Annotated in this window: 20 protein-coding genes; 8 read left to right on the forward strand and 12 right to left on the reverse strand. The window is 66.3% G+C overall.

Annotated features, from left to right (window positions below; translation table 11 throughout):
* Window positions 1-74: 74 nt before the first annotated feature.
* The gene (locus OKW41_RS32030; protein WP_429575126.1) at window positions 75-1439 is read right to left on the reverse strand and encodes an ATP-binding protein; all 1365 of its coding nucleotides are present in this window, start codon (window positions 1437-1439) and stop codon (window positions 75-77) included.
* The gene (locus OKW41_RS32035; protein WP_429575127.1) at window positions 1436-2098 is read right to left on the reverse strand and encodes a response regulator; all 663 of its coding nucleotides are present in this window, start codon (window positions 2096-2098) and stop codon (window positions 1436-1438) included. The genes OKW41_RS32030 and OKW41_RS32035 overlap by 4 nt, the downstream gene beginning before the upstream one ends.
* A gap of 221 nt (window positions 2099-2319) precedes the next feature.
* Here OKW41_RS32035 and OKW41_RS32040 point away from each other — a divergent pair, with 221 nt between their 5' ends.
* From OKW41_RS32040 to OKW41_RS32050, 3 genes are read left to right on the forward strand one after another with little or no spacing between them, the layout of a single operon-like run.
* A complete protein-coding gene (locus OKW41_RS32040) occupies window positions 2320-3732 on the forward strand; it encodes a TolC family protein (protein ID WP_429575128.1) in 1413 nt (470 codons plus the stop codon).
* A complete protein-coding gene (locus OKW41_RS32045; protein ID WP_429575129.1) occupies window positions 3722-4846 on the forward strand; it encodes an efflux RND transporter periplasmic adaptor subunit in 1125 nt (374 codons plus the stop codon). The genes OKW41_RS32040 and OKW41_RS32045 overlap by 11 nt, the downstream gene beginning before the upstream one ends.
* Complete coding sequence (locus OKW41_RS32050) at window positions 4843-7902, forward strand: efflux RND transporter permease subunit (protein WP_429575130.1); 3060 nt, start codon at window positions 4843-4845, stop codon at window positions 7900-7902. The genes OKW41_RS32045 and OKW41_RS32050 overlap by 4 nt, the downstream gene beginning before the upstream one ends.
* A 38-nt stretch (window positions 7903-7940) precedes the next feature.
* Here OKW41_RS32050 and hpnK read toward each other — a convergent pair whose 3' ends face one another.
* The 3 genes from hpnK to OKW41_RS32065 are packed head-to-tail and all read right to left on the reverse strand — an operon-like array spanning window position 7941 to window position 10406.
* Window positions 7941-8771 (reverse strand): hopanoid biosynthesis-associated protein HpnK, encoded by an 831-nt coding sequence (gene hpnK, locus OKW41_RS32055; RefSeq protein ID WP_429576518.1) that lies wholly within the window; start codon window positions 8769-8771, stop codon window positions 7941-7943.
* Window positions 8771-10036 carry a bacteriohopanetetrol glucosamine biosynthesis glycosyltransferase HpnI gene (gene hpnI, locus OKW41_RS32060; protein ID WP_429575131.1) on the reverse strand — a complete coding sequence of 422 codons (1266 nt, stop codon included), beginning with the start codon at window positions 10034-10036 and terminating at the stop codon, window positions 8771-8773. Before hpnI (OKW41_RS32060) ends, hpnK begins: the two co-directional genes overlap by 1 nt.
* 19 nt (window positions 10037-10055) lie before the next feature.
* Window positions 10056-10406, reverse strand: coding sequence for a hypothetical protein (locus OKW41_RS32065; protein WP_184043340.1), 351 nt, complete (start codon window positions 10404-10406; stop codon window positions 10056-10058).
* Window positions 10407-10784: 378 nt separating this feature from the next.
* Between OKW41_RS32065 and OKW41_RS32070 the strand changes: the two genes are divergently transcribed.
* Both OKW41_RS32070 and OKW41_RS32075 read left to right on the forward strand, forming a co-directional pair.
* Window positions 10785-11444 (forward strand): response regulator, encoded by a 660-nt coding sequence (locus OKW41_RS32070; protein WP_090805227.1) that lies wholly within the window; start codon window positions 10785-10787, stop codon window positions 11442-11444.
* Window positions 11441-12844 carry an ATP-binding protein gene (locus OKW41_RS32075; protein WP_429450099.1) on the forward strand — a complete coding sequence of 468 codons (1404 nt, stop codon included), beginning with the start codon at window positions 11441-11443 and terminating at the stop codon, window positions 12842-12844. Before OKW41_RS32070 ends, OKW41_RS32075 begins: the two co-directional genes overlap by 4 nt.
* Window positions 12845-12861: 17 nt before the next feature.
* Here OKW41_RS32075 and OKW41_RS32080 read toward each other — a convergent pair whose 3' ends face one another.
* From OKW41_RS32080 to OKW41_RS32105, 6 genes are all read right to left on the reverse strand, one after another.
* Entirely contained in the window at window positions 12862-13923 is a 1062-nt protein-coding gene (locus OKW41_RS32080) for a lysylphosphatidylglycerol synthase domain-containing protein (protein WP_429450101.1), read from the reverse strand.
* A complete protein-coding gene (locus OKW41_RS32085) occupies window positions 13920-14108 on the reverse strand; it encodes a hypothetical protein (protein ID WP_429575132.1) in 189 nt (62 codons plus the stop codon). Before OKW41_RS32085 ends, OKW41_RS32080 begins: the two co-directional genes overlap by 4 nt.
* Window positions 14105-15265, reverse strand: a complete 1161-nt coding sequence (gene hpnI, locus OKW41_RS32090) for a bacteriohopanetetrol glucosamine biosynthesis glycosyltransferase HpnI (protein WP_429575133.1) — start codon at window positions 15263-15265, stop codon at window positions 14105-14107. Before hpnI (OKW41_RS32090) ends, OKW41_RS32085 begins: the two co-directional genes overlap by 4 nt.
* The gene (hpnJ, locus tag OKW41_RS32095) at window positions 15262-16683 is read right to left on the reverse strand and encodes a hopanoid biosynthesis associated radical SAM protein HpnJ (RefSeq protein ID WP_018417789.1); all 1422 of its coding nucleotides are present in this window, start codon (window positions 16681-16683) and stop codon (window positions 15262-15264) included. Before hpnJ ends, hpnI (OKW41_RS32090) begins: the two co-directional genes overlap by 4 nt.
* Before the next feature lie 380 nt (window positions 16684-17063).
* Window positions 17064-17474: a hypothetical protein gene (locus OKW41_RS32100; protein WP_429575134.1), complete on the reverse strand. Its 411-nt coding sequence runs from the start codon at window positions 17472-17474 to the stop codon at window positions 17064-17066.
* Between the two features lie 36 nt (window positions 17475-17510).
* Window positions 17511-17714 (reverse strand): cold-shock protein, encoded by a 204-nt coding sequence (locus OKW41_RS32105; RefSeq protein ID WP_007181784.1) that lies wholly within the window; start codon window positions 17712-17714, stop codon window positions 17511-17513.
* A gap of 293 nt (window positions 17715-18007) precedes the next feature.
* On the opposite strand from OKW41_RS32105, the gene OKW41_RS32110 reads away from it, so the two are divergent.
* Complete coding sequence (locus tag OKW41_RS32110; protein WP_429575135.1) at window positions 18008-19453, forward strand: NAD-dependent succinate-semialdehyde dehydrogenase; 1446 nt, start codon at window positions 18008-18010, stop codon at window positions 19451-19453.
* Between the two features lie 121 nt (window positions 19454-19574).
* A complete protein-coding gene (locus OKW41_RS32115; protein WP_429575136.1) occupies window positions 19575-20195 on the forward strand; it encodes a GNAT family N-acetyltransferase in 621 nt (206 codons plus the stop codon).
* Window positions 20196-20226: 31 nt separating this feature from the next.
* Here OKW41_RS32115 and kdgT read toward each other — a convergent pair whose 3' ends face one another.
* On the reverse strand, window positions 20227-21249 hold the full coding sequence (kdgT, locus tag OKW41_RS32120; RefSeq protein ID WP_429575137.1) for a 2-keto-3-deoxygluconate transporter: 1023 nt from the start codon (window positions 21247-21249) through the stop codon (window positions 20227-20229).
* A 290-nt stretch (window positions 21250-21539) separates the two neighbouring features.
* On the opposite strand from kdgT, the gene kduI reads away from it, so the two are divergent.
* Window positions 21540-22376: a 5-dehydro-4-deoxy-D-glucuronate isomerase gene (gene kduI, locus OKW41_RS32125; RefSeq protein ID WP_429575138.1), complete on the forward strand. Its 837-nt coding sequence runs from the start codon at window positions 21540-21542 to the stop codon at window positions 22374-22376.
* Window position 22377: the final 1 nt, after the last annotated feature.

The following is a 22377-nucleotide window of genomic DNA, read 5'->3' on the forward strand; positions in this document are numbered from 1 at the left end:
GTCGATCTGTAAAAATGAGATTGTAGCAGCGTGCGCCCACGTGCTTGTGACAACCCGAGCCGCAGTGACGATCGTCAATTCGCGGCCGTGACGGGCGCGTGGGCGGCGGGCGCGCGCAGCCCCGTGACGGACACCCGCAAACCGGGCCCCCCGACATTGTTGCTCAGCGACAGGCCGAGTTGATGCCGCTCGGCGATCCGCGCGACGATCGCGAGACCGAGCCCGCTGCCCTCGCCCTTCGACTCCTCGCCGCGATAGAAAGGGTCGAACACGCGTTCGAGTTCCGCCTCCGGAATTCCCGAGCCGCTGTCGACGACCTCAAAGCCCACGCGCTCGCCCGTGCGTCGCAGCACCACGTCGACACGGCCGCCCGGCGGCGTATGACGGATTGCGTTATTGATCAGGTTCCCTAACAACACGCTGATACTGTGCGGCTCCGCGAGCACCGTATAGGCGTCGTTCGGTGTGCGCGCGTGTTCGCATTCGAGGCCGAGATCGATCTCGCGCAACTCCGCGAGCACGGAACAATCGCTGACCGCCTGCTCGCCGATGCGGCGCAGGCTGACCGGCACCGTCGACGTGACCGGCTGCGAGTCTTCGCGCGCGAGCGTCAGCAGTTGCTGCACGAGGTGGATGATCCGGTTCACCCGATTTTCGACGCGCTCGAGCGTCTGCCCCTCGCCCCTCAGCGATCCATCGCGCGACGCCGCCTGCAGTTGCAGCTTCAGCGCCGCGAGCGGCGAGCGCAACTCGTGCGCGGCATCGGCGATGAACGTGCGCTGCGCCTGCGACGCCGTATGCAACCGTTGCAGCAGATCGTTCAGCGCTTCGACGAGTGGCCGGATTTCGACCGGCAGGTTGCCGTCGAGCCGCAGCGGTTCGAGCGAATCGATCGAACGCGTCGCGAGCGCGCGCGACAGCCCGCCGATCGGCGCGAGCCCGCGCGCGACCACCAGCAGCACCAGCGCGATCGTCACCGGCAGCAGCACGCCGAGCGGCCACAGCGTGTGCAGCGCGAGATGCAACGCGAGTTCTTCGCGCACCGAGACCGGTTGCGCGACCTGCACATAGCGGTCTGTCTGCGCGACGCCGAAGATGCGCCAGTGGTATTCGCCGCGCGGCACTGTGTGAAAGCCCGGCGGCAGACGCTCGAACACCGGCGCCCGCGCGGAGCGATAGACGAGCGTACCGCTGCGGTCCCAGATTTCGATGACGATGCGGTCGTCGGCGAGATCGCCGAGGTCGGGGTCCCGCCGCTCGCGGCTGCCCACGCCGCTCAGCGCTGACGGCAGCGACAGCGCGACGGTGCGCAGTTCGTAGTCGAAGAGTTCGCTCGCCTCGCGCCGCGCGGTATGGAAGATCGCGAAAGCCGCGACCATCGACGCCGCCGCCATGCCGAAGATCAGCCAGCCGAGCAGCCAGCGGCGAATCGACGTCATCCGCACCTCTTCAGGCGGTAGCCGACCCCGCGCACGGTCACGACCTGGTCCGCGCCGATCTTGCGCCGCAGACTGTGCACATGCACTTCGATCGTATTACTGCCGACTTCCTCGCCCCAGCCGTATAGCTTTTCTTCGAGCTCGGCCTTCGTGAACACGCGGGTCGGCTCCTCGATCAGCGCCTGCAGCAACGCGAATTCGCGCGGCACCAGCGGCAGCGGCACGCCGTCCTTGGTGACTTCATGCGCGGCGGGGTCGAGCGTCAGTTCGCCGTGGCTGTAGACTGGCTGCTTCTGCCCGGTGCGCCGGCGCAGCAGCGCGCGAATGCGCGCGGCCAGTTCGTCGAGATCGAACGGCTTGATCAGGTAGTCGTCGGCGCCGGCGTCGAGACCGCGGATGCGCTCGTCGACCGCGTCGCGCGCGGTCAGGATGATCACGGGCGCCGCGCCGCCGTTGCGGCGATACGCGTTCAGCACGTCGATGCCGCCTTTTTTCGGCAGGCCGAGGTCGAGCAGCACGAGGTCGTACACGCCGTTATCGAGCGACAGTTCCGCCGCGCGACCGTCCTCGGCCCAGTCGATCGCGTAGCCGGCGCGGCGCATCGCGCCCAGCACCGATTCTGCGATCATGTCGTCGTCTTCGACCAGTAGCAGGCGCATGGCCTCTCCTCTCCTTCGTGCGGTTTTGGCCGCCGCATTATCGGCCGCGGCAGCTTAACGAACCCTTACGAGATACTGATGACGCGTCGATTTCGCACGGCCCGGGTCGCGCGATTCGACGTTAAGCCTGTCTTAAGCGCGCGCTGCGGACAATCAGCCCTCTCTGCGAGGCCTCGTTCGCGAGTCGCTCGCCCCTTCCGATGATTCGCAGGAGCCGGATTTTGCCTGATTTCCATCCCGTCGCGGCGCTGCGTCGGCGTGCACTGATGCCGTTGTGCGTGCTGCTGATGAGCGGCTGCGCGACCTATCACCGCGAGCCGCTCGCGCCGCAGGACACCTCGACGTCCGCGCGATCGCTCGAACGGATCCGCATCGATCCCGCTAGCATGCCGCTGCCCGAACTGGCCGCGCATCGTTTCGATCCCGCCGACGGGCTCGACATCGATGAAGTCGCGATGCTCGCGGTCGCCAACAACCCCGATCTGAAGCTGGCCCGCGACGATCTCGGCATTGCCGGCGCGCAGGCATATTCGGCGGGTCTGCTGCCCGATCCGCAACTGAGCGTGTCGAGCGATTATCCAGGCGCGGCCGGCGCCACGCGCGCGTTCAATTATGGCCTCAGCATCGACGTGATGGCGATCGTGCTGCGCAGCGCGAATAAACAGTCCGCCGACGCGACGCTCGCGAAGACCGATCTCGGCCTGCTGTGGCAGGAATGGCAGGTCGTCGCGCAAGCGCGGCAACTGTTCGTGAAGCGCTGCTTCCAGCAGCGCACGCTGCCGCTGTTGCAACAGCAGCGCGATCTCGCGCGCACGCGCTACGAGCGCATGGCCGCGGCGCGCGCCGCAGGCAATCTGACCGACGATACGCTCACCGCCGCGCTGCTCGCCTACGGCGACGCACGCAAGCAATACACCGATGCCGAGCGCGCGGCCGCGCAAACCCATCACGATCTGAATGCGTTGCTGGGTCTCGCGCCCGACGTGCAATTGCAATTGCAATCGGGCAGCGACGATGACGTCGCGCCGCTCCCCGACGCCACACTCGACTCCGCGCTCGCCGAGCTCGCCCGCCGCCGCCCCGACCTGATCGCGCTGCAGGCAGGCTACGAAGCCCAGGAGCAGAAATATCGCGCGGCGATTCTGAGCCAGTTCCCGAGTCTGTCGGTCGGCTTCGTGCGGGCGCGCGACACGTCGAACATCTACACGAGCGGCTTTCAGGTCAACCTGAGTCTGCCGATCTTCAACCGCAACCAGGGCAATGTCGCGATCGAAAAAGCGACCCGCCAGCGGCTTCGCGACGAGTACCAGACCCGCCTGAACCAGGCGTATGCGGACGTCGCCCGGCTGCGCGAAGACAGCGCGATTCTCGCGCGCCAATTGCAGCAGACCGAAGCCGCGCTGCCCGGCGTCGAGCGCGCCGCGCGCGAAGCCGCGGCGGCCTACGCCGAACACAACCTCGTGCTCGGCGCATACACCGATGCGCAAAGCGCCGCGCTCGCGAAACGCATCGACGTCGCGACGCTGCGCGAAGCGCTCGCCGAACAACGCATCGGCTTGCAGGCGCTGCTCGGCAGCGCGATTCCCGATGCTTTCTCTTCCGCTCAGACTTTCATCGACACTCATGCGAAATAGCCTATTCTCGTCGCGGCATCCGTGGCCGCGCGTTGCGGCCGTCGCCGCGCCGCTCGTTTGCGCGATCCTGCTGTATGCATCGGTCCATCCGGTTCGTGCGGACGACAACGCCGCCAGCGAAGCTCGACCGTCGGTCGCGGTACAGACCGTGCGCGTGCAGCGCGCCGCAATCGCGCAGCCGGTGCGCGGCTTCGGGATCGTCGCGGCCACCGCGTCGAACCTGACAACGATCAACCTGCCCTACGTGTCGCGTATCGTGCAGATGCGCGTGCAGGCGGGCGAGACCGTCAAACGCGGTACGCCACTCTTCGTCGTGCAGGCCGATCCTGCCGCCGTGCTTGCCGCAACCCAGGCGAGAAGCGCGCTGACGCTCGCGCAAGGCGAACTCGTGCGTACCCGGTCGCTGTACGACAAGGGGCTCGCGACGCAATCGCAGCTCGCCAGCGCGAGCAAGGCCGTCGACGATGCGCGCGAAGCGCTCGCCGCGCAGAATCAGACCGGCATCACGAGCGGCAACAAGGTCGTGACCGCGCCGTTCGACGGCGTGGTGCTGCAGCTATCGACGGCACAAGGCGACCAGGTGCAGGCCGGCGCGGCGATTCTGCAACTCGCGAGTGTCGCGAGCCGCGACGCGCGCGCAAACGTGACGCTCGGCGTCGAGCCCACCGACGCCGCAACGATCCATCCCGGCGACATCGTCACGCTGCACGGCCTGTCCACGGCGCTCGCACAGACGTCGATCGAAGGCCGCGTGGTGCTCGTCGGAGCCGCGATCGATCCGCAATCGCAACTGGTCAACATCGGCGCGACGGTACCGCTCGCGCAGACGCCGTTCATCCCCGGCACACGCGTTTCTGGCGACATCGCGACCCGCACCGGCACGCACTGGATCGTGCCGCGCGCGGCCGTGCTGCAGGATGGCCAACACGCGTACGTGTTCCAGATCACGCCGCAAAACAAGGCGCGCCGCGTCGCGGTGAGCATCGCGGTCGAAAACGGCGAGCGCTACGGCGTCGACGGTCCGCTCGACCCCATGCTCGGCGTCGTGAGCAGCGGCAACTACGAGCTGAAAGACGGCATGGCGGTACGCGCCGGCGGGGATGGCGCGCGATGAACTTCGGTCAATGGATGCAGACGCATCGCCGCTCGCTGCTGTTCGTCATCGCCTTGCTCGCGATAGCCGGCGCGCTGAGCGCATTCCGTCTGCCGATCTCGCTGTTTCCGAACGTCGCGTTTCCGCGCGCGGTCGTGTCGCTCGACGCGGGCGACCGCCCCGCCGAGCAGATGACGACGCTCGTCACAATGCCGGTCGAGGAAGCGCTGCGCCGCGTGCCGAACGTGCGCGACGTCGATTCGAGGACGAGCCGCGGCGCCGCGGAGATCTCGCTGAACTTCGACTGGGGCACCGACATGGCGCAGGCGACGTTGCAGGCGCAGTCGGCGATCGGCGAAATTCTCGCGACGCTGCCGCCCGGCACGACGATGCGGGTGCGGCGCATGGACCCGACCGTGTTTCCGGTGCTCGCGTACAGCCTCACGTCGACGCGGCAGTCGCTATCGGCGCTGCACGATCTCGCGCAGTTCCAGATGCGGCCGCTGCTGTCGTCGGTGGAAGGCGTCGCGCGCGTCGAGGTGACCGGCGGCGCGCAGGACGAGTTCGAAGTCGCGGTCGATCCCGCCCGCCTCGCCGCGTACAAGCTGTCGCTCGCCGACGTATCGAAGGCGATCGGCGCGAGCAACGTGCTGATGGCGAACGGCCGCATCGAGGATCACGACAAGCTGTACCTCGTCGTCACGAACTCGACGATCACGCAGCTCGACGAATTGCGCAACGTCGTCGTGTCCGCCAACGGCAATGCGAACGGCGCGCAGATCCGTCTGGGCGACGTCGCGGTGGTGAGCCAGGGCGTGGTGCCGCAATGGATGCGCGTCACCGCCGATGGCCAGGATGCGGTGCTACTGAACGTGTACCAGCAGCCCGGCGCCAACAGTGTCGCGATGGCGCGCGCGATCCGCGCGAAGATCGCGGCATTCGAGCCGCAGATGCCCGCGGGCGTGCATCTGTCGAACTGGTACGACCAGAGCGAACTCGTGATCGCGTCTGCCACCAGCGTGCGCGACGCGATCATGATCGGCATCGTGCTCGCGGCGTTGACGCTGTTCTTCTTCCTGCGCAACTGGAAGATCACCGCGATCGCGGTCGCGCTGGTGCCGGTCGTGATGGCCGCGACGATCCTGCTGCTCGACGTGTTCGGCATGGGCTTCAACATCATGACGCTGGGCGGTATGGCGGCCGCGGTCGGCCTCGTCATCGACGACGCGATCGTGATGATCGAGCACATCGTGCGGCGCATGCGCGAAGCCGGCGCGCGCGCGTTCCACGGCCGCGTGATGGCCGCGGCGCTCGAATTCACGCGGCCGCTCGCGGGTTCGTCAGCGGCGACACTGATCATCTTCGTGCCGCTCGCGTTTCTGTCGGGCGTGACGGGGGCCTTTTTCAAGGCGCTGTCGCTGACGATGGCGAGCGCGCTGTTCATTTCGTTCCTCGTCACATGGCTCGCGGTGCCGATCCTGTGCGACCACTGGCTGAAGCCCCAAGACGCCGAGGAGCACCAGGAAACACGTTTCGCCGCGTGGCTGAACCGGCGCTATGCGGTGACGGTCGGGCGCGTGATCGCGCGGCCACCGCTCGTGCTGCTCGGCGTCGTGCCGTTGATCGTCATCGCGGCGTTCGCGTTCACGCGCGTCGGCAGCGGCTTCATGCCCAGCATGGACGAAGGCGGCTTCGTGCTCGACTATCACACGCAGCCGGGCACCTCGATCACCGAAACGGACCGGCTGATGAAGCAGATCGAGCAGATCGTGCGCGCGAATCCGAACGTCGCGACCTATTCGCGCCGCACCGGCGCGGGCCTCGGCGGCGATCTGAACGAGCCGAACAAGGGCGACTTCTTCGTGCGGCTGAAGTCCGGCAAACGCGAGCCGATCGACGCCGTGATGGAAGAAATCCGCTCGCAAATCGACACGCAGGTGCCGGGCGTCAGCATCGAGCTCGCGCAGCTGATGGAAGACCTGATCGGCGATCTGACCGCGGTGCCGCAGCCGGTGCAGATCAAGATCTTCTCCGACGACCAGCACACGCTCGACACGACCGCGCGCAAGGTGGCCGCGCGCATCGGCCAGATTCAGGGCATCGTCGACGTGAACGACGGCATCAATCCCGCCGGCGACGCGATCGAACTGCACATCCTGCCCGCCGCTGCCGCGGCCGAAGGCATGGACCCGCAAGCGATCGCGCAGGCTGTCGCCGACATGCTCGAAGGCAATGTCGCGACGCAGTTCCAGAGCGGCCCGAAAACGGTCGGCGTGCGCGTGCGCGTGAACGGCGCGCGCCAGATGACCGATACGCAACTGGGTCAGCTACAGATACGCGCGCCGGACGGACATCTGTTCGCGCTGAAGCGCGTCGCCGATCGCGTGAGCGTCACCGGTCAGCCCGAGATCAGCCGCTCGAATCTGAAGCGGATGGTCGCGGTCACCGCGCGCATCGCCGGGCGCGATCTCGGCTCGACGATCGCCGACGTGCAGAAGGCGCTCGGCGATGCGAACCTGCTGCCGTCGGGCGTCTATTACGAGCTCGGCGGTCTGTACCAGCAACAGCAGATCGCCTTCAAGGGTCTGTTGACCGTGTTCGGCGCCGCGATCGCACTCGTGTTCGGCCTCCTGCTGTTCCTGTACGAGCGCCTGCGCGTCGCGCTCGCGGTGCTGGTGATGCCGCTGCTCGCGGCCGGCGCCGTGTTCATCGGCCTTTGGATCACCGGCATCGAGTTGAACATCTCCGCGATGATGGGCATGACGATGATCATCGGCATCGTGACCGAGGTCGCGATCTTTTATGTGTCGGAATTGCAGGCGCTGGTGCGCGACGACGAGATGCCCTTCGACGACGCGTTGCAGGCCGCCGGCCGCAACCGTCTGCGGCCGATCGCGATGACGACGATCGCCGCGATCCTCGCGCTGTTGCCGCTCGCGTTCGCGCTGGGGCAAGGCTCGGCGATGCAGCAACCGCTCGCGATCGCGATCATTTCGGGACTGATCGTGCAGTTGCCGCTCGTGCTGTTGCTGCTGCCGGCGTTGCTGAAGCTGTTGATGAAAAAGCAGCCGGTGTGAGCGTGGCCAAAGTTTTCCGCGTTTCGCGAAGCATGGCGCTACGCAAGCACATCCGCGAACCCGCCGAGCCGCCCCCCAAGCGCGCGGATCGCGGCGGCCACCCGTGGCGACAGCAGCGCCTGCAACTCGTCGGCATGCCGGTAGTCGTGCATGCCGTCGCTCAGCGCGTCGCCGGCCAGCGCGGGATGACAGTAGATTTCGCCGACACCGTGCGGCAGATTCGCGAGCGCGGCGAGCCAGGTCGCCTCATCCATGCGCCCGCTCGCCGCGATGCCGACCACGTAATCGTTGTGCGCGATCCCCGCGCGCTCGAGCCGCGTCTTCACGTGTGCGATCCACGGCCGCAGCCACAGCGGCGCGTTCGCTTCGAACGGCAAACGCATCGCCTTCATGCCGTAGTCGCGGCCGATGTCGAGGATCAGGCCCAGCACGGTCGGATGTAGATGAAAATGCTTGTGTGTGTTCACGTGGTCGAGCGTAAGGCCGGTCGCGGCGAAGGCTTCGAATTGCGCGCGAATTTCGTGCGCGAGCTGCCGGCGCACGTGCGGCAGAAAAAAGAAGCGCACACCGTCACGCACCATGTTGCTGCCGAAGCGGCCATTCTCGTCGAGCAGCGCGGCGACCTGCTCGCGCGGCGCCAGCGCGGCGCCGTCGGCCAGCACCAGATGCAGGCCCACGCGCAGTTCCGGCAGCATACGCGCGCGCGCGACCGCGTCTTTGGCGGCCGGCGCGCCAACCATCAGACTCGCGGCGCGCAACACACCGTTGCGATGCGCGCGCTCGACCGCGATATTGACGCGCTGATGCAGACCGAAATCGTCGGCAGTGGTGATCAGTCCGCGCGACTGGGTGGGTTTTGCGCTCTCCATCACGTGAGGCTGTCCAGCCGGCCGCTGCGCTCGGCGGACGGCGTGCCGAGCTGCATGCGCTCGCCGCGCCAAACGACGTGCGAACCGAACGCGCTGACGAGCCACTGGAGCGCGAGCAGCGTATCGCGCAACGGCACCAGCGGCAGATCGCGCCAGAACGTGCGCGCGCGGCGTGCCGCGCGCAGGTGCAGCAGCAGGCGCGCGACAACGCAGACCGCGGTTGCCGACGCGCTCGCGACCACCGCCGCGAAAGGCGCGTGAGCACACGTCGCGAACGACACGGTCAGCCCCGCGCTCGTCAACAGCCACGGCGTGGGGAACGTGATCAGCAGCGACACGAAGCCCGGCGGATTGACCGAGCGGATCGTGCGCAACCACCGCGTTTCGCGCTGCCACAGCGCCGCGAAGGTCGGCTCGATCACGTCGGTCGCGACCATCACGCGCGACAGCACCGTTTGCAGACCGAGCGCGCGCACGTGCTCGGCGAGCCAGTAGTCGTCGGCGAGGCAGTTTTTCAGCGCTTCGAAGCCGCCGATGCGCTCCAGCGTCGCGCGCCGCAACGCGAGCGTCGCGCCGAAGCCGAAGCGGCGCGAGCCCATCGCATGGGCGACCCGCACCGAGGGCGCGAACCACTCGTTGATGAACAGCGCACCGACACGCGGCCAGAAGCCGCCGACGCCGCGCGCGACGTACAGGCACGTGACCACGCCGACGTTCGGGTCCGCGAGCGGCGCGGCGACGCTGTCGAGATAGTCCGAGTCGACCGCGATGTCGCTGTCGGCGATCACGATCACGTCGTGGCGCGCGCGTGCCGCCATGTTGATCAGGTTGCTGACTTTCAGATTGCTGCCGTGTACGCGCGTGTCGATTGCAAGCTCGATGTCGCACTTCGGATAGGCGGCCTGCAAACGGCGTACCACCGCGATGGCGGGATCGTGCGGCGACGACACACCCAACACCAGCTGAAAATGCTGATGTCGCTGTTCGCAGAAGGTTCGCAGATTTTCGTAGAGACGCGGCTCGGCGCCGCATAGCGGCTTCAGCACGCTGACACCGACCTGCGCGAACGGCCCGGTTGGACAATCGAGCGAATCCATCAGCGAACGGCTGAGCGCGCGATTGACGGCCCTGCCCCCATGATGGTTCGATTTATGTCGGGCGGTGAAAAACGGCATGGCGAGCGCGGCGGCTACCGTGTAGATCGAAGCGCTAACGCAGGCGGCTAACAGAAGCCATTGACATGCAATCAACGCGTGCGCCGCCATTGTGTGTCGTCCGTGTCCGTCAGTGCTCGGCCAGCACGAAAGGTTGCCCCGTTAGTCGCAGATGAAGCACGACGAGCCACCGGCGCGGACAATTCGCTGCGATCACGGCGGGCCATGCGCCGCGAGCAGCGCGAGTCGCGCAGTCGCGCCGCACCGCGACCTCGAAGGCGACCTCGGCAAATTCGCGCGCGATCACCACGCCGCCGATGATCAGCGCGAGCGCGAACAGCCTGAACGATGCCGAAGCGAAAAAAGCGTCAGAGACCGGCAGTACCGGCAACGCCATGCACAGCAGCGCTTCCGTGCCTGCGGCCGTCAGAGACGCGACTAGCAGATGGGCTCGTAGCATGTCGATGGTGACTCGCTTCATAACGTGCCTCGTGCGCGGCCTTGCGGCCTGACCGGATGCTGGCAATGGGCGGGACTCGTCGAGATCGTCCGTTGACGCCATCGACCAGCATAAAGAATGCCTCGCGGTCGCTCCATCGAAGTCCTTACGATCAGGTTGCGATGGTCTGACGACAACGTGGTCTCGCACATGCATTACGATCTGCGACGACCATTTTATAGCGCGTCGATGGTATCGATTCAAGCTGAAGGAAACCTTAAGCACACGCATGGCATGAAGCGGCTAACGAACGGCGTGGTTACACTTCGGAACGCGGCAGATTGTTCGTCTGCATCAATACCGCTTGCATCAAAATGCTCGACGTTATGCAATAAAGCCCCACAATGGAATATTTGCCTCATGCGCTTACTCCTCGTAGAAGACGACGAACTCATCGGCTGCGGTGTCGAGGCGGGCCTTCGTCAGGCCGGCTTCACCGTCGACTGGGCACGCGACGGCCACAAGGCCGGCCTCGCGCTCGACACGACTCAATATGCCCTGGTGGTACTCGACCTCGGCCTGCCGCGCGTGAGCGGCACGGAACTGCTCAAACGCGTGCGCGACGCCGGCAATGACGTGCCGGTGCTGGTGCTGACCGCAAAAGGCACGGTCGTCGATCGCGTCGGCGGACTCGAAGCGGGCGCCGACGACTATCTCGGCAAGCCGTTCGATCTCACCGAACTGGTGGCGCGGTGCCGCGCGCTGTTGCGCCGCGCACAAGGTCGCAGTATCGATCTGATTCGTTACCAGAATCTGACAGTGAATCCGGCCGCGCAAACGGTGCAGATCGACGAGGCGCGCGTGCCGCTCACGTCGCGCGAATGGGCGATCCTCCTGCAACTGCTGACCAATCTCGGCATTCCTCAGTCGCGCTCGCGGCTCGAAGAAAGCCTGTACGGCTGGCAGGAAGAAATCGAAAGCAATGCGATCGAGGTGCACGTGTCGAACCTGCGCAAGAAGCTCGGCGCAAGCCTGATCAAGACCGTGCGCAACATCGGCTATGTGATGGAGAAAGAATGATCGGTCCGTCGATTCGACGGCGCCTCGTGCTGCTCGTGCTCGCCAGCATCGCGATCGTATGGGGCGGTGCGCTCGTGTCGAGCTACCGGCAGGCGAGCCACGAAGTCGCCGCGTGGGAACGAGCGCGTCTCGCCGAACTCGCGCAGATGCTCGCGCTGCTCGATTCGACCAATCTGATGACGCTCGCCAATGCGCGCATCGACGTGCGCGAAGAAGAGAGAGGCGGTGAGGCCGGCGCGAGCGATCTCGACGACGACGACACGCTGCCGCGCGACGCCCTCTTCCAGGTGCGCGCGGCCAACGGCGCCATTCTGGCGGGCAGCCCGCAACTGCATGCGCTCGCCGCGTGGGATTTGCCGTTGCCGCCCGCGAGCGGCGCGCAGGACGTCACGCTGGGCGGTCGGCTCTATCACTCGTTCACGTTGCGCGAAACGGCGCTCGGTCACTGCGTGCGTGTGTTCGAACTGGCCAACACCCGCAGCGACCTGGTGAGCGGTGTCGCGAGCCGCATCGCGCGGCCCACGCTGATCGCGCTGCCAGTGCTCGCGGTGCTCGTGTGGCTCAGCATCGGCTGGAGTCTCGCGCCGCTGAAGGTGTTGTCGGCCGCGATCCGTTCGCGCGACATCAACCGCATGGAACCGGTCGGCATCGGCCGCACGCCGCTCGAGGTGCGCCCGCTCGTCGACGCGATCAACCAGATGCTGGCGCGTCTGCACCATGCGCGCGAGCTCGAGCGCGCCTTCACCGCCGATGCCGCGCACGAACTGAAGACGCCGCTCGCCGCGATCAAGGTACAGGCGCAGGTCGCGCTCGCCGAGCCCGACATCGCGCTGCAGCGGCTCGCGATGGAGCGCGTCGTGCAAGGCGTCGATCGCAGCGCGCGGCTCGCCGAGCAACTGCTGCTGCTCGCGCGGCTCGACGTGCAGGAGAAGCTGCCCACCGAGCCGCTGAGGCCGGCGGCGATCGCGAAAGATACGCTGCTCGCGAACAGGCGCAATGCGCAACAGAAGCACATCAATGTGATGCTGGTCGGCGACATGCTCGCCGAGATCGACGCGGAGCCCGTGCTGATCGGCATCCTGCTCGACAATCTGCTCGATAACGCGATCAAGTACGGACGCTCGGGCGGCAATGTCGAAGTGGCGGTGCGCCGTGCCGACGAGCAGGTGCAGCTGATCGTGCGCGACGACGGCCCCGGCGTCGCGCCGGACGATCTCGCGCGGCTCACGAACCGCTTTTTCCGCGCTACCGGCAATCAGGCGACCGGCAGCGGGCTCGGTTTGTCGATCGTTGCGCGGATCGCCGAGCATTTCGGCGCGAGTCTGCAGCTAGGCGCCGGGATCGGGGACCAGGGGCTTGCGGTGCGGGTGTCGTTTCCGGCCTATCGCGCGACGCGCTGAAGGCGCGCGCCAATCGCTCAGCGCCGCTCGCCGCCCCGGTTCGCGTCAGCGACGCCCGAACGCTGCTTGGCCAGTTCGGCGCGCACGCCGTGCGGCGCGGCATGCGGCCGCGCGCTGCCGGACGCCTCGAACAGCTGCCACGCGATCAGGCCCGGCACGAATATCAACAGATCGCGAATTCGCCGCGCGGCCGCGAGCGCGAGACTGGTGGCGGGGTCGAGTCCCAGTGCGCCGCCAATCAGTACGAAAGCGCCCTCCTGCACGCCGAGACCGCCCGGCACGAAAAACGCGGCGCTGCTGACCGCCTGGATCAGCGATTCGATCACGATCGCCTCGACGAGCGTCACGCGTGCGCCGAGGAAATACAGCGCGAGCCAGATTTCGAGCGAGGTGAGCACGCATTGCAGCGGCTGCCAGAAGAACAGATAGCGCAGCACGACCGCGCGGCGGCGCCAGATCACCTTGATCGACTGATCGATCTGCGCGGACTGGCCGACCAGCGCGGTTAGCTTGCCGCTCGTCACGCGGTTCGCCACGCGCGTGATGCGCTCGAACGGATTGGCATGCTGGACGAGCCCGAACAGCAACAGCACCGGCGTCAACGCGACCACGCCCCACGCGAGCTGCCCGGCGAGCCGCAGCGCGCCCGATTGCGCATTGGCGAACAGAAAACCAATCCCGACCATCGTGAACATCAGCTGGCTGATCACGGTCAGCTGCATGTCGACGATGGTGCTGGCCACCGCTGTCGACGGCCTGACGCCCCAGCGCTTGAACATACGGAACGACACGAGTTCGCCGCCGATCCGCGCGACCGGCAGCATGCAGTTGACCGATTCGCGCACCCACACCAGATGAAGCATCCTGCCGAAGCTGGGGCGGTTCGCGCCGCGAATCAGCGAGCGCCAGTCGCACGCGTTGGCGATCATTGGCAGCACATGCGCGAGCGCGGCCACCACGAGGCCCGCGCCAGCCGCGCGCAACGCGCTGAGCACCGCGCGCGGATCTTCGCGCCAGACGAGCCACAAAGAGATCAGCAAACCCGCGAGCGCAGCCGCGCGGCCCAGATGCTTCATCATGCGGGCACCTCGCACACGACCTCGATATACGTCGTGCGCCGCACGCCGCCTGCCACGGCATGCGTTGCCGTGCGCGCCGCCGCCGGTGTCGCCGGGGCGCTGCCGTGCGTCTCCAGGGCGCTCCCGTTTCGCCCGCTCGAAACTTCTTCGTTCATTGCCAGCCCAATCTGCCGTTCGTTCGTCATTCGTCCTGCGCCGCCGACAGCAGCCCATCGCCGTCGACCTTGAAGCTGAAGCCCCGCCAGATCACCCGCGACGAGCGGAAGCTCGCGACGAAAATCGCAAACGATACGATATCCCATAACGGCAGAAGCCACAGATCGCGGTAGCGCTGACGCAACGCCCGATCCGCGCGCCACTTCAACGCGAGACGCGCAACCACCGTCACTGCCGCGAGCAGCCACGCCCACGGCGCGCCGCCCGAGCACGCGAGCGCGAGCAGCGCGAACGGCAACGGATGCACGAGCGCCGTGCCGAAGTGTCCGAGCGGATCGATGCGGCGAATCGTGCGGCTCCAGCGCAGTTCGTGCGTCACGAGTTGCGCGGCGCTCGCTTCGACACACGCATGCGCGATTGCGAACGGCGGAATCGTGACCTGCTCGCCCGCCGCGCGCACCGCCGCGCCGATCTCGTAGTCCTCGGCCAGATGCTGCACGAACGGCTTGAAACCGCCGATCCGCTCGTAGGTGTCGCGCCGCATCGCGATGGTCTGGCCGAAGCACGGCCGCGCGAGCCCGAGCGCGAGTCCGGTGACGACGCCCGGCAGGAACTGGTAATTGGTTGCGATCGCCGACAGCCGCGGCCAGAAACCCGGATCGGGCTGGCCGCGATATGCGCAGGTGACAAGCCCGACGCCCGGCTGCTGCAATTCGCCGATCACGTTGCGCAGATAGTCCGGGCCGACGCACACGTCGCTGTCGGCGAACACGAGCACGTCGTGGCGCGCCTGCGGCACCATGTTGAGGATATTGCTGATCTTGCGGTTCGGGCCATACAGACGCGCATCGGCGACGACGGTGATGTCCGCCTGAGGATGGAGACGCCGCAGTTCGTTGACGGTTTGCAGCGCGGGGTCGGCGCAGTCATGCACGCCGAACAGGAATTGCACGGGCCCAGGATAATTTTGCGCGCAGAAGCTCGACAGATTGTCGAGCAACGCCCACTCGTTGCCATGCAACGGTTTGATAACCGTAATGGGTGGAAAGCTGGAGGGTTCGGCTACATCCCTCGCGAAGAAGCGCCCGATCAGCGCGCTCGCGAGCACGGTGTAGCCGATGCCGACAACGGTCGCCGCCGCGCACGCGTACGCGAGCGTGACGGCGGCGAGGTGTGCGGCGCTCACGCCTCGTGCGCGCGCAGGAAGCGGAAAAATTCGACGCCTTCGCGCAGGCGCCGTTTCATCATGTCCCAACTCGTCAGCATTTCGCGCAGGATCTCCCAGATCTTCGACGGCCGGAAATAAAAGCGTTTATAGAAGTTTTCGAGCTGATGGTACATCTCGTCTCGCGACAGATGCGGGTAGCCGATCGCCGCCAGTTGCACGCCTTCCTTGCTGACGAGATTGATCACCTTGTTCTCCGCGAGCCAGCCGTTCTCGACCGCCTGGTTATAGAGCGTAGTGCCCGGGTACGGCGCGGCGAGCGACACCTGGATCGTCAGCGGATTGATCTCTTTCGCGTACTCGATGGTCTTCTGGATCGTCTCCGGCGTCTCGCCCGGCAAGCCGAGAATGAAGGTGCCGTGCACCTTGATACCCAGCGTCCGGCAGTCCTGGGCGAAGCGCCGCGCGATGTCCGTACGCAGGCCCTTCTTGACGTTCAGCAGGATCTGGTCGTCGCCGGACTCGTAGCCGACCAGCAGCAGGCGCAAGCCGTTGTCCTTCATGATCTTCAACGTCGAGTAAGGCACGTTGGCCTTCGCGTTGCACGACCACGTGACCCCGAGCTTGCCCATGCCTCGCGCAATTTCTTCGGCGCGCGGCTTGAAGTCGGTGAACGTGTCGTCGTCGAACATGATCTCCTTGACTTCGGGCATGTTGTCGCGAATCCACTTGACTTCCTCGAGCACGTTCTCGACCGAACGCACCCGATAGCGATGACCGCCGACCGTTTGCGGCCACAGGCAGAACGTGCACTTCGAGCGGCAGCCGCGACCGGTGTAGAGCGACACGTACGGATGCTTCAGGTAGCCGTTGAAGTAATTCTTGATGGTCAGATCGCGCTTGTAGATCGGCGCGACGAACGGCAGCTCGTCCATGTTCTCGAGGATCGGGCGCGATTCGTTGTGCTCGATCGAGCCGTCGGGGGTGCGATAGCTCAAGCCGAGGATCTGCGCGAACGGCTTGCCTTCGGCGATTTCCTTGCAGGTGAAATCGAATTCCTCGCGACACACGAAGTCGATGGCCTCGGTCGCGGTCAGCGAATTATGCGGATCGACCGCGACCTTCGCGCCGACCATGCCGATCAGCAGCGACGGCTTGCGCTTCCTGAGGTCCTGGGCGAACAACGCGTCGGTCGGGAAGGATGGAGTGCTGGTGTGGATCACCACCAGCTCGTATTGCGAGGCGATGTCGAGGGCGGCGTCGACGGACAGGCCGTCTGCCGTGGCGTCGAGCACGCGGCTGTCGGGAACCAGTGCCGCGGGTTGGGCGAGCCACGTCGGATACCAGAACGAGCGAACTTCACGCTTGGCCTGGTAGCGCGAACCCGCGCCACCATCGAAGCCGTCGTACGACGGCGCCTGCAAGAACAGAGTTTTCATGGATGCTCCAGCAAGCCTATATAGGCGCTTTGGGTTTTCAGTCGGGAATCTATTCTGTTCCATTGCCCGAATGCAGGTCGAGAAAGCCTGTGCTCGACATGCACGTAGCGGCGGCCGCGGTCCGGAAAGGCCACGGGCAGTGGCGCAAATAGTACGGAGCAAAGCTGAAGGAAACCTGAAGAATAATACTGCGTTCAGACCGCGCGCGGCATGCTCCGATGGGCGATTTGTGCAATCGACGCGCTCGTGCAATCGTGTCGTATCGATGTCGTATCGGTGTGGTAAATGGATAGGTTGTCGCGTGGCGTGCGGGCGAGCCCCGCCGGCGTCGCCGATTCACGCCACGTTCACGGGCCCGAACGCTCGGCCCGACGCGTCGCTCATCGCGCGATATGCCTCGCCCATTCGAGCCAGCCGAGATTGAGGGCCGCGTTTACCACTACGCCGAGCGCCGACGCGAGCGCGGCGATCATGGTCCAGAAGGCCGAGCGCCGCGCCGCGCGCGCCGACGTGTGGGCGGCGGCCGCAGCGTCGCGCGACGCGCTCGCCGCCGCCTGCGCGATATGCGACGACGCCTCCATGCGCGCGAGCGACCTCAGCGCGAAACCGCGCTCGTCGTCGTGCGTGGCGGCGGCCGCCTCATGCGCCGCGTCGTCGCGCTGCGCCTGCTCGAACAGATAGCGATGACAGAACGGCGTCAGCGGTTCGTCGGGATAGCGCGCGGCGAAGTTTTTCGCATAGGCGGCGCCGCCATTGCGCTCGATCTCCGCGTAGGCGGCGGCCTTATCCATGGTTGGCTCGCATGCGGATGAGCCGCCCGGCCGGCGTCACACGGGCTTGATGTCGGCGGCCTGTTTGCCTTTCGGCCCCTGCTTGATTTCGAAGCTGACTTTCTGGTTTTCCTGCAACGACTTGAAACCTTCGGATCGAATCTCCGAAAAATGGGCGAACAGATCTTCGCCGCCGTCATCGGGAGTGATGAAGCCGAAGCCCTTTGCGTCGTTGAACCATTTCACTGTTCCGGTTGGCATGGCGATGTCCTCGTGATGCGCTGTAGTAGCGGTTGAATGGATGAAGCGCTGCGTCCTGCAAGCGTTTCGTGCAGCGCTGACGCGGCGCCCCGGCACGACCCGCAAAATCGCTCCGGTGCCAAGCCTCAGCAAGCCGCATGCCGCGACCGGGCGCCTGCGGGCCGCGCCCGGTGCGATTGCCCGCAATCAGATAAGATAAATAGTATCCGCAATTCATTCATGGCCGCGCAGGAGTGTCGCCTCGTACCGCACGTCCGCGCGACCAGTTGCTTTCCCACTCACAGGAACCCAGCATGGCCATCTCGAGCTATACCGATACCCGTCTTCTGATCAACGGCGAATGGTGCGACGCCGCCAGCGGCAAGACCCTCGACGTGATCAACCCCGCGACCGGCCATGCCATCGGCAAGGTCGCGCATGCCGGCATCGCCGATCTGGACCGCGCGCTCGAAGCCGCGCAGCGCGGCTTCGAAGCCTGGCGCAAGGTGCCGGCCAACGAGCGCGCAACCGTCATGCGCCGTGCCGCCGCCCTCGTGCGTGAGCGCGCCGCGGACATCGGCCGCCTGATGACGCAGGAACAGGGCAAGCCGTTCGCCGAGGCGCGCGGCGAAGTGCTGGCGGCCGCGGACATCATCGAATGGTTCGCGGACGAAGGCCGCCGCGTGTATGGCCGCATCGTGCCGTCGCGCAACCTTGCCGCGCAGTCGCAGGTGCTGAAGGAGCCGATCGGCCCGGTCGCGGCGTTCACGCCGTGGAACTTCCCGGTCAACCAGGTCGTGCGCAAGCTGTCGGCGGCGCTCGCCTGCGGCTGCTCGTTCCTCGTCAAGGCGCCGGAAGAAACCCCGGCGTCGCCGGCGGCGCTGCTGCAAGCCTTCGTCGAGGCCGGCGTGCCGGCCGGCACGGTCGGCCTCGTGTTCGGCGATCCGGCTGAAATCTCGAGCTACCTGATCCCGCATCCGGTGATCCGCAAGGTCACGTTCACGGGCTCGACGCCGGTCGGCAAGCAGCTCGCGGCGCTGGCCGGCTCGCACATGAAGCGCGCGACGATGGAGCTCGGCGGCCACGCGCCGGTGATCGTCGCGGAAGACGCCGACGTCGCGCTCGCCGTCAAGGCAGCCGGCGCCGCGAAGTTCCGCAACGCGGGCCAGGTCTGCATCTCGCCGACGCGTTTTCTCGTGCACAACAGCATCCGCGAGGAGTTCGCCGCGGCGCTCGTCAAGCACGCTGAAAGCCTGAAGCTCGGCGACGGTCTCGCCGAAGGCACGACGCTCGGGCCGCTCGCCAACGCGCGCCGGCTGACGGCGATGGCCAAGGTCGTCGACGACGCCCGCAAGACCGGCGCGAAGGTCGCGACGGGCGGCGAGCGCGTCGGTACCGAAGGCAACTTCTTCGCGGCCACCGTGCTGACCGACGTGCCGCTCGAAGCCGACGTGTTCAACAACGAGCCGTTCGGCCCGGTCGCCGCGATTCGCGGCTTCGACAAGCTCGAAGAAGCGATCGCCGAAGCGAACCGCCTGCCGTTCGGCCTCGCCGGCTACGCGTACACGAAGTCGTTCGCCAACGTGCACCTGCTGTCGCAGCGCATGGAAGTCGGCATGCTGTGGATCAACCAGCCTGCCACGCCGACGCCGGAAATGCCGTTCGGCGGCGTCAAGGATTCCGGCTACGGCTCGGAAGGCGGCCCGGAGGCGATGGAAGCCTACCTCGTGACCAAGGCGGTCACGGTGATGTCGGTTTAATCACGTCAATCACGCGCTTCGGGAACGGCGCCGCGGTTTTGCCGCTCGCATCGTTCCCGAGCGCGGCTCAACCGATCTGCCAGGTCCACGAGTCTTCCGCTCGCGGACCTTTTTTATTGCCATGAACGATATTTCTGCCGAATCGATGCAGCCCACGCTGAGCGGCTCGTTGGTCGAGCTGCGGCCGCTGCGCGAGGAGCACGCGCAGGCCCTCGTCGACGCCGCCGCCGACGGGCAACTGTGGGACATGAAGCCGACCGTCGTGCCGGGCCCGGCGACGATCGACGCCTATCTCGCCACCGCGCTCGCCGGCCGTGCGGCCGGCAAGGTGATGCCGTTCGTGATCGTGCGGCGCGACGAGGATGACGAGAATGACCGCGCTGGCCGGATCGTCGGCAGTACGCGGTTCTGGAAGGTCGATCGCGCGAACCGCAAGCTCGAAATCGGCCATACGTGGCTCGCCGCCTCGGCGCAGCGCTCGGTCGTGAACACCGAGGCGAAATATCTGCTGCTGTGCCACGCGTTCGACGTGATGCGCTGCGTGCGCGTGCAGTTCACGACCGACGAGCTCAACGACAAATCGCGCGCGGCGATCCTGCGCATCGGCGCGCAACAGGAAGGCATCGTGCGGCACGAGCGGATCATGCCCGATGGGCGCAAGCGCAATTCGGTGCGCTTTAGCATCATCGACGACGAATGGCCGGCGGTGAAAGCGATGCTCGAAGCGAAGCTGGCGCGCTGAGCGGCGCGCCGGCTTCCTGCTACCGACTCATTCAAACGGGCGCATCGCGCTGCTCATTGAGCGGCGCCGCCTGCGTCGCGGTGGCGAACTCCTCGCGCAGCGCGTCGCGCGCATGATGCCGGCGCACCCACAGCGCCGTGAGGATCGGCACCAGAATCGCGGTCACGAGGCAAGCGGTGGCGACCATCGCGGTCGCGGCCGGCACCAGCGGTTTGAAGCTCGGAATCATGTCGGCGATGATCGCCGGATTCGCGACCGCGGCCCCTGCCGTCGACGACGCCGCCAGCCCCGCCGCGCCATTGCCGCCGGCAATCCAGCGATCGGCGAGAAGCAGCGGCACGCCAGTCACGACGATCACGCCAAGCCCCAGCACGATGCCCGGCAGGCCGCTCGTGACGATCACGTTCAGATCGATGCCGTTGCCGAGCGCAAAGCCGAAAAACGGAATCAGCGGATGCACGCAGCGGCCGAACAGCTCGCGCAGCTCGCTATCGAAGTTGCCGAGCGCAAACCCGATCAGGAACGGCAGCACCGCGCCGACGAACAGGCGCGGCTCGAAGAACGCGACCCCCGTCGCACCCAGAATGATCATGCTGATCAGCGGCCCCGATTCGACCGACATCAGCACGAACGCGCCCGCCTCTTCCTTCGTGCCGTACTGTTGCATCACGGCCGCGTACAGCCCGCCGTTGGTCATGTCCATCGACGTGGTGATCGCGAGCATCGACAGTCCCGCGAACAGCCCGGTCTTGATGCCATCGATCGGAATGAAGCGCGCCGCGATCAGCGTGACGATCCACGCGACCAGCATCTTGGTGGCGAGCAGCGTGCCCGACTTGCGCAGCACGGTGCCGGTCGCGCGCAGGTCGATCGTCGCGCCCATGCAGAAGAACCATACCGCGAGGATCGGCACGGTGCCGGTAATCAGGCCGTTGGTGAACGAGCCGAAGTATTTGCCCGCACCCGGCGCGAACGTATGCACACAGGCGCCGAGCAGCAGCGGCACCAGCATCAGACCGCCAGGAATGCGGTCGATGGCCTTCTTGATCTTCATGCCTCCTCCATGGACGGTGGCGTCCCGTTGACGGGCCAATGACCCGCGTTGGTGTCCCGTTCTACGCCGGGCTCTCCCTGTCCGGCGCAATATAGCATCATGAAAGGAACGCCGTTCCGTTTTATTTTCTTAAACCTGACTATCGTTTCCCCGGTCGTTCGCGCTATGCGTTGTCAGCCGCGATCACCCGTCACAATATTTTCGGACCGGTGTTCCGAAATCAAGATTCTGCGTTACAGTCTCGGGCACAAGGCGGCGCCGCGCCCCGCATACCGACAGGAGAACGATCAATGGACGTGAGACAGGCCATCAACAGCGAATACGCGAAGACGCTCGACACCACCGGGCTGCGTCGCGAGTTTCTGGTGGAGCAGATCTTCGAGCGCGATGCGTTGAAGCTCACGTACAGCCATATCGACCGGATCATCGTCGGTGGCGTGTGGCCGGTCGAGCGCGCGGTCGAAGTGCCGGGCTCGCTCGGCAAGGCGATCGGCGTCGACTATCTGCTCGAGCGGCGTGAACTCGGCGCGATCAACATCGGCGGCGACGGCTGGGTCGACGTCGACGGCACGCGCCACACGGTGCGCCGCGAAGAGGCGATCTATATCGGCAAGGGCGCGCAAGCGGTCGCGTTCGGCAGCGCCGACGCCACCCAGCCGGCGAAGTTCTATCTGAACTGCGCGCCCGCGCACACCAGCTATCCGACCCGCACGATCTCGCTCGACCAGGCCTCGCCCGAAATCCTCGGCGATCCGGCCACGAGCAACCGCCGCACCATCTACAAGTTCATCGTGCCCGACGTGCTGCCGACCTGCCAGCTGTCGACGGGCATGACGAAGCTCGAACCGGGCAGCCTGTGGAACACGATGCCCTGCCACACGCACGAGCGCCGCATGGAAGTGTATTTCTACTTCAACGTCGCCGACGACGCCGCCGTCTTCCACATGATGGGCGAGCCGCACGAAACCCGGCACATCGTCGTGCGCAACGAGCAGGCGGTGATCTCGCCGAGCTGGTCGATCCATTCGGGCGTCGGCACGCGCGCATACACATTCATCTGGGGCATGGTCGGCGAGAACCAGGTGTTCGGTGACATGGACCATCTCGCGGTCCGCGAGCTGCGCTGAG

It is taken from the genome of Paraburkholderia sp. UCT70, assembly GCF_050434085.1.
Classification (GTDB): domain Bacteria; phylum Pseudomonadota; class Gammaproteobacteria; order Burkholderiales; family Burkholderiaceae; genus Paraburkholderia; species Paraburkholderia tuberum.

Bases quoted from the DNA above. Each gene is read 5' to 3' on its own strand.
- OKW41_RS32115 (WP_429575136.1), top strand. From the start codon at position 19,575: ATGAACGATATTTCTGCCGAATCGATGCAGCCCACGCTGAGCGGCTCG.
- OKW41_RS32085 (WP_429575132.1), bottom strand. From the start codon at position 14,108: ATGACGAACGAACGGCAGATTGGGCTGGCAATGAACGAAGAAGTTTCG.
- OKW41_RS32070 (WP_090805227.1), top strand. From the start codon at position 10,785: ATGCGCTTACTCCTCGTAGAAGACGACGAACTCATCGGCTGCGGTGTC.
- hpnJ (WP_018417789.1), bottom strand. From the start codon at position 16,683: ATGAAAACTCTGTTCTTGCAGGCGCCGTCGTACGACGGCTTCGATGGT.
- OKW41_RS32110 (WP_429575135.1), top strand. From the start codon at position 18,008: ATGGCCATCTCGAGCTATACCGATACCCGTCTTCTGATCAACGGCGAA.
- OKW41_RS32045 (WP_429575129.1), top strand. From the start codon at position 3,722: ATGCGAAATAGCCTATTCTCGTCGCGGCATCCGTGGCCGCGCGTTGCG.
- hpnK (WP_429576518.1), bottom strand. From the start codon at position 8,771: ATGGAGAGCGCAAAACCCACCCAGTCGCGCGGACTGATCACCACTGCC.
- OKW41_RS32050 (WP_429575130.1), top strand. From the start codon at position 4,843: ATGAACTTCGGTCAATGGATGCAGACGCATCGCCGCTCGCTGCTGTTC.
- OKW41_RS32100 (WP_429575134.1), bottom strand. From the start codon at position 17,474: ATGGATAAGGCCGCCGCCTACGCGGAGATCGAGCGCAATGGCGGCGCC.
- OKW41_RS32030 (WP_429575126.1), bottom strand. From the start codon at position 1,439: ATGACGTCGATTCGCCGCTGGCTGCTCGGCTGGCTGATCTTCGGCATG.
- OKW41_RS32105 (WP_007181784.1), bottom strand. From the start codon at position 17,714: ATGCCAACCGGAACAGTGAAATGGTTCAACGACGCAAAGGGCTTCGGC.
- OKW41_RS32075 (WP_429450099.1), top strand. From the start codon at position 11,441: ATGATCGGTCCGTCGATTCGACGGCGCCTCGTGCTGCTCGTGCTCGCC.
- OKW41_RS32065 (WP_184043340.1), bottom strand. From the start codon at position 10,406: ATGAAGCGAGTCACCATCGACATGCTACGAGCCCATCTGCTAGTCGCG.
- kduI (WP_429575138.1), top strand. From the start codon at position 21,540: ATGGACGTGAGACAGGCCATCAACAGCGAATACGCGAAGACGCTCGAC.
- kdgT (WP_429575137.1), bottom strand. From the start codon at position 21,249: ATGAAGATCAAGAAGGCCATCGACCGCATTCCTGGCGGTCTGATGCTG.
- OKW41_RS32035 (WP_429575127.1), bottom strand. From the start codon at position 2,098: ATGCGCCTGCTACTGGTCGAAGACGACGACATGATCGCAGAATCGGTG.
- OKW41_RS32080 (WP_429450101.1), bottom strand. From the start codon at position 13,923: ATGATGAAGCATCTGGGCCGCGCGGCTGCGCTCGCGGGTTTGCTGATC.
- hpnI (WP_429575131.1), bottom strand. From the start codon at position 10,036: ATGGCGGCGCACGCGTTGATTGCATGTCAATGGCTTCTGTTAGCCGCC.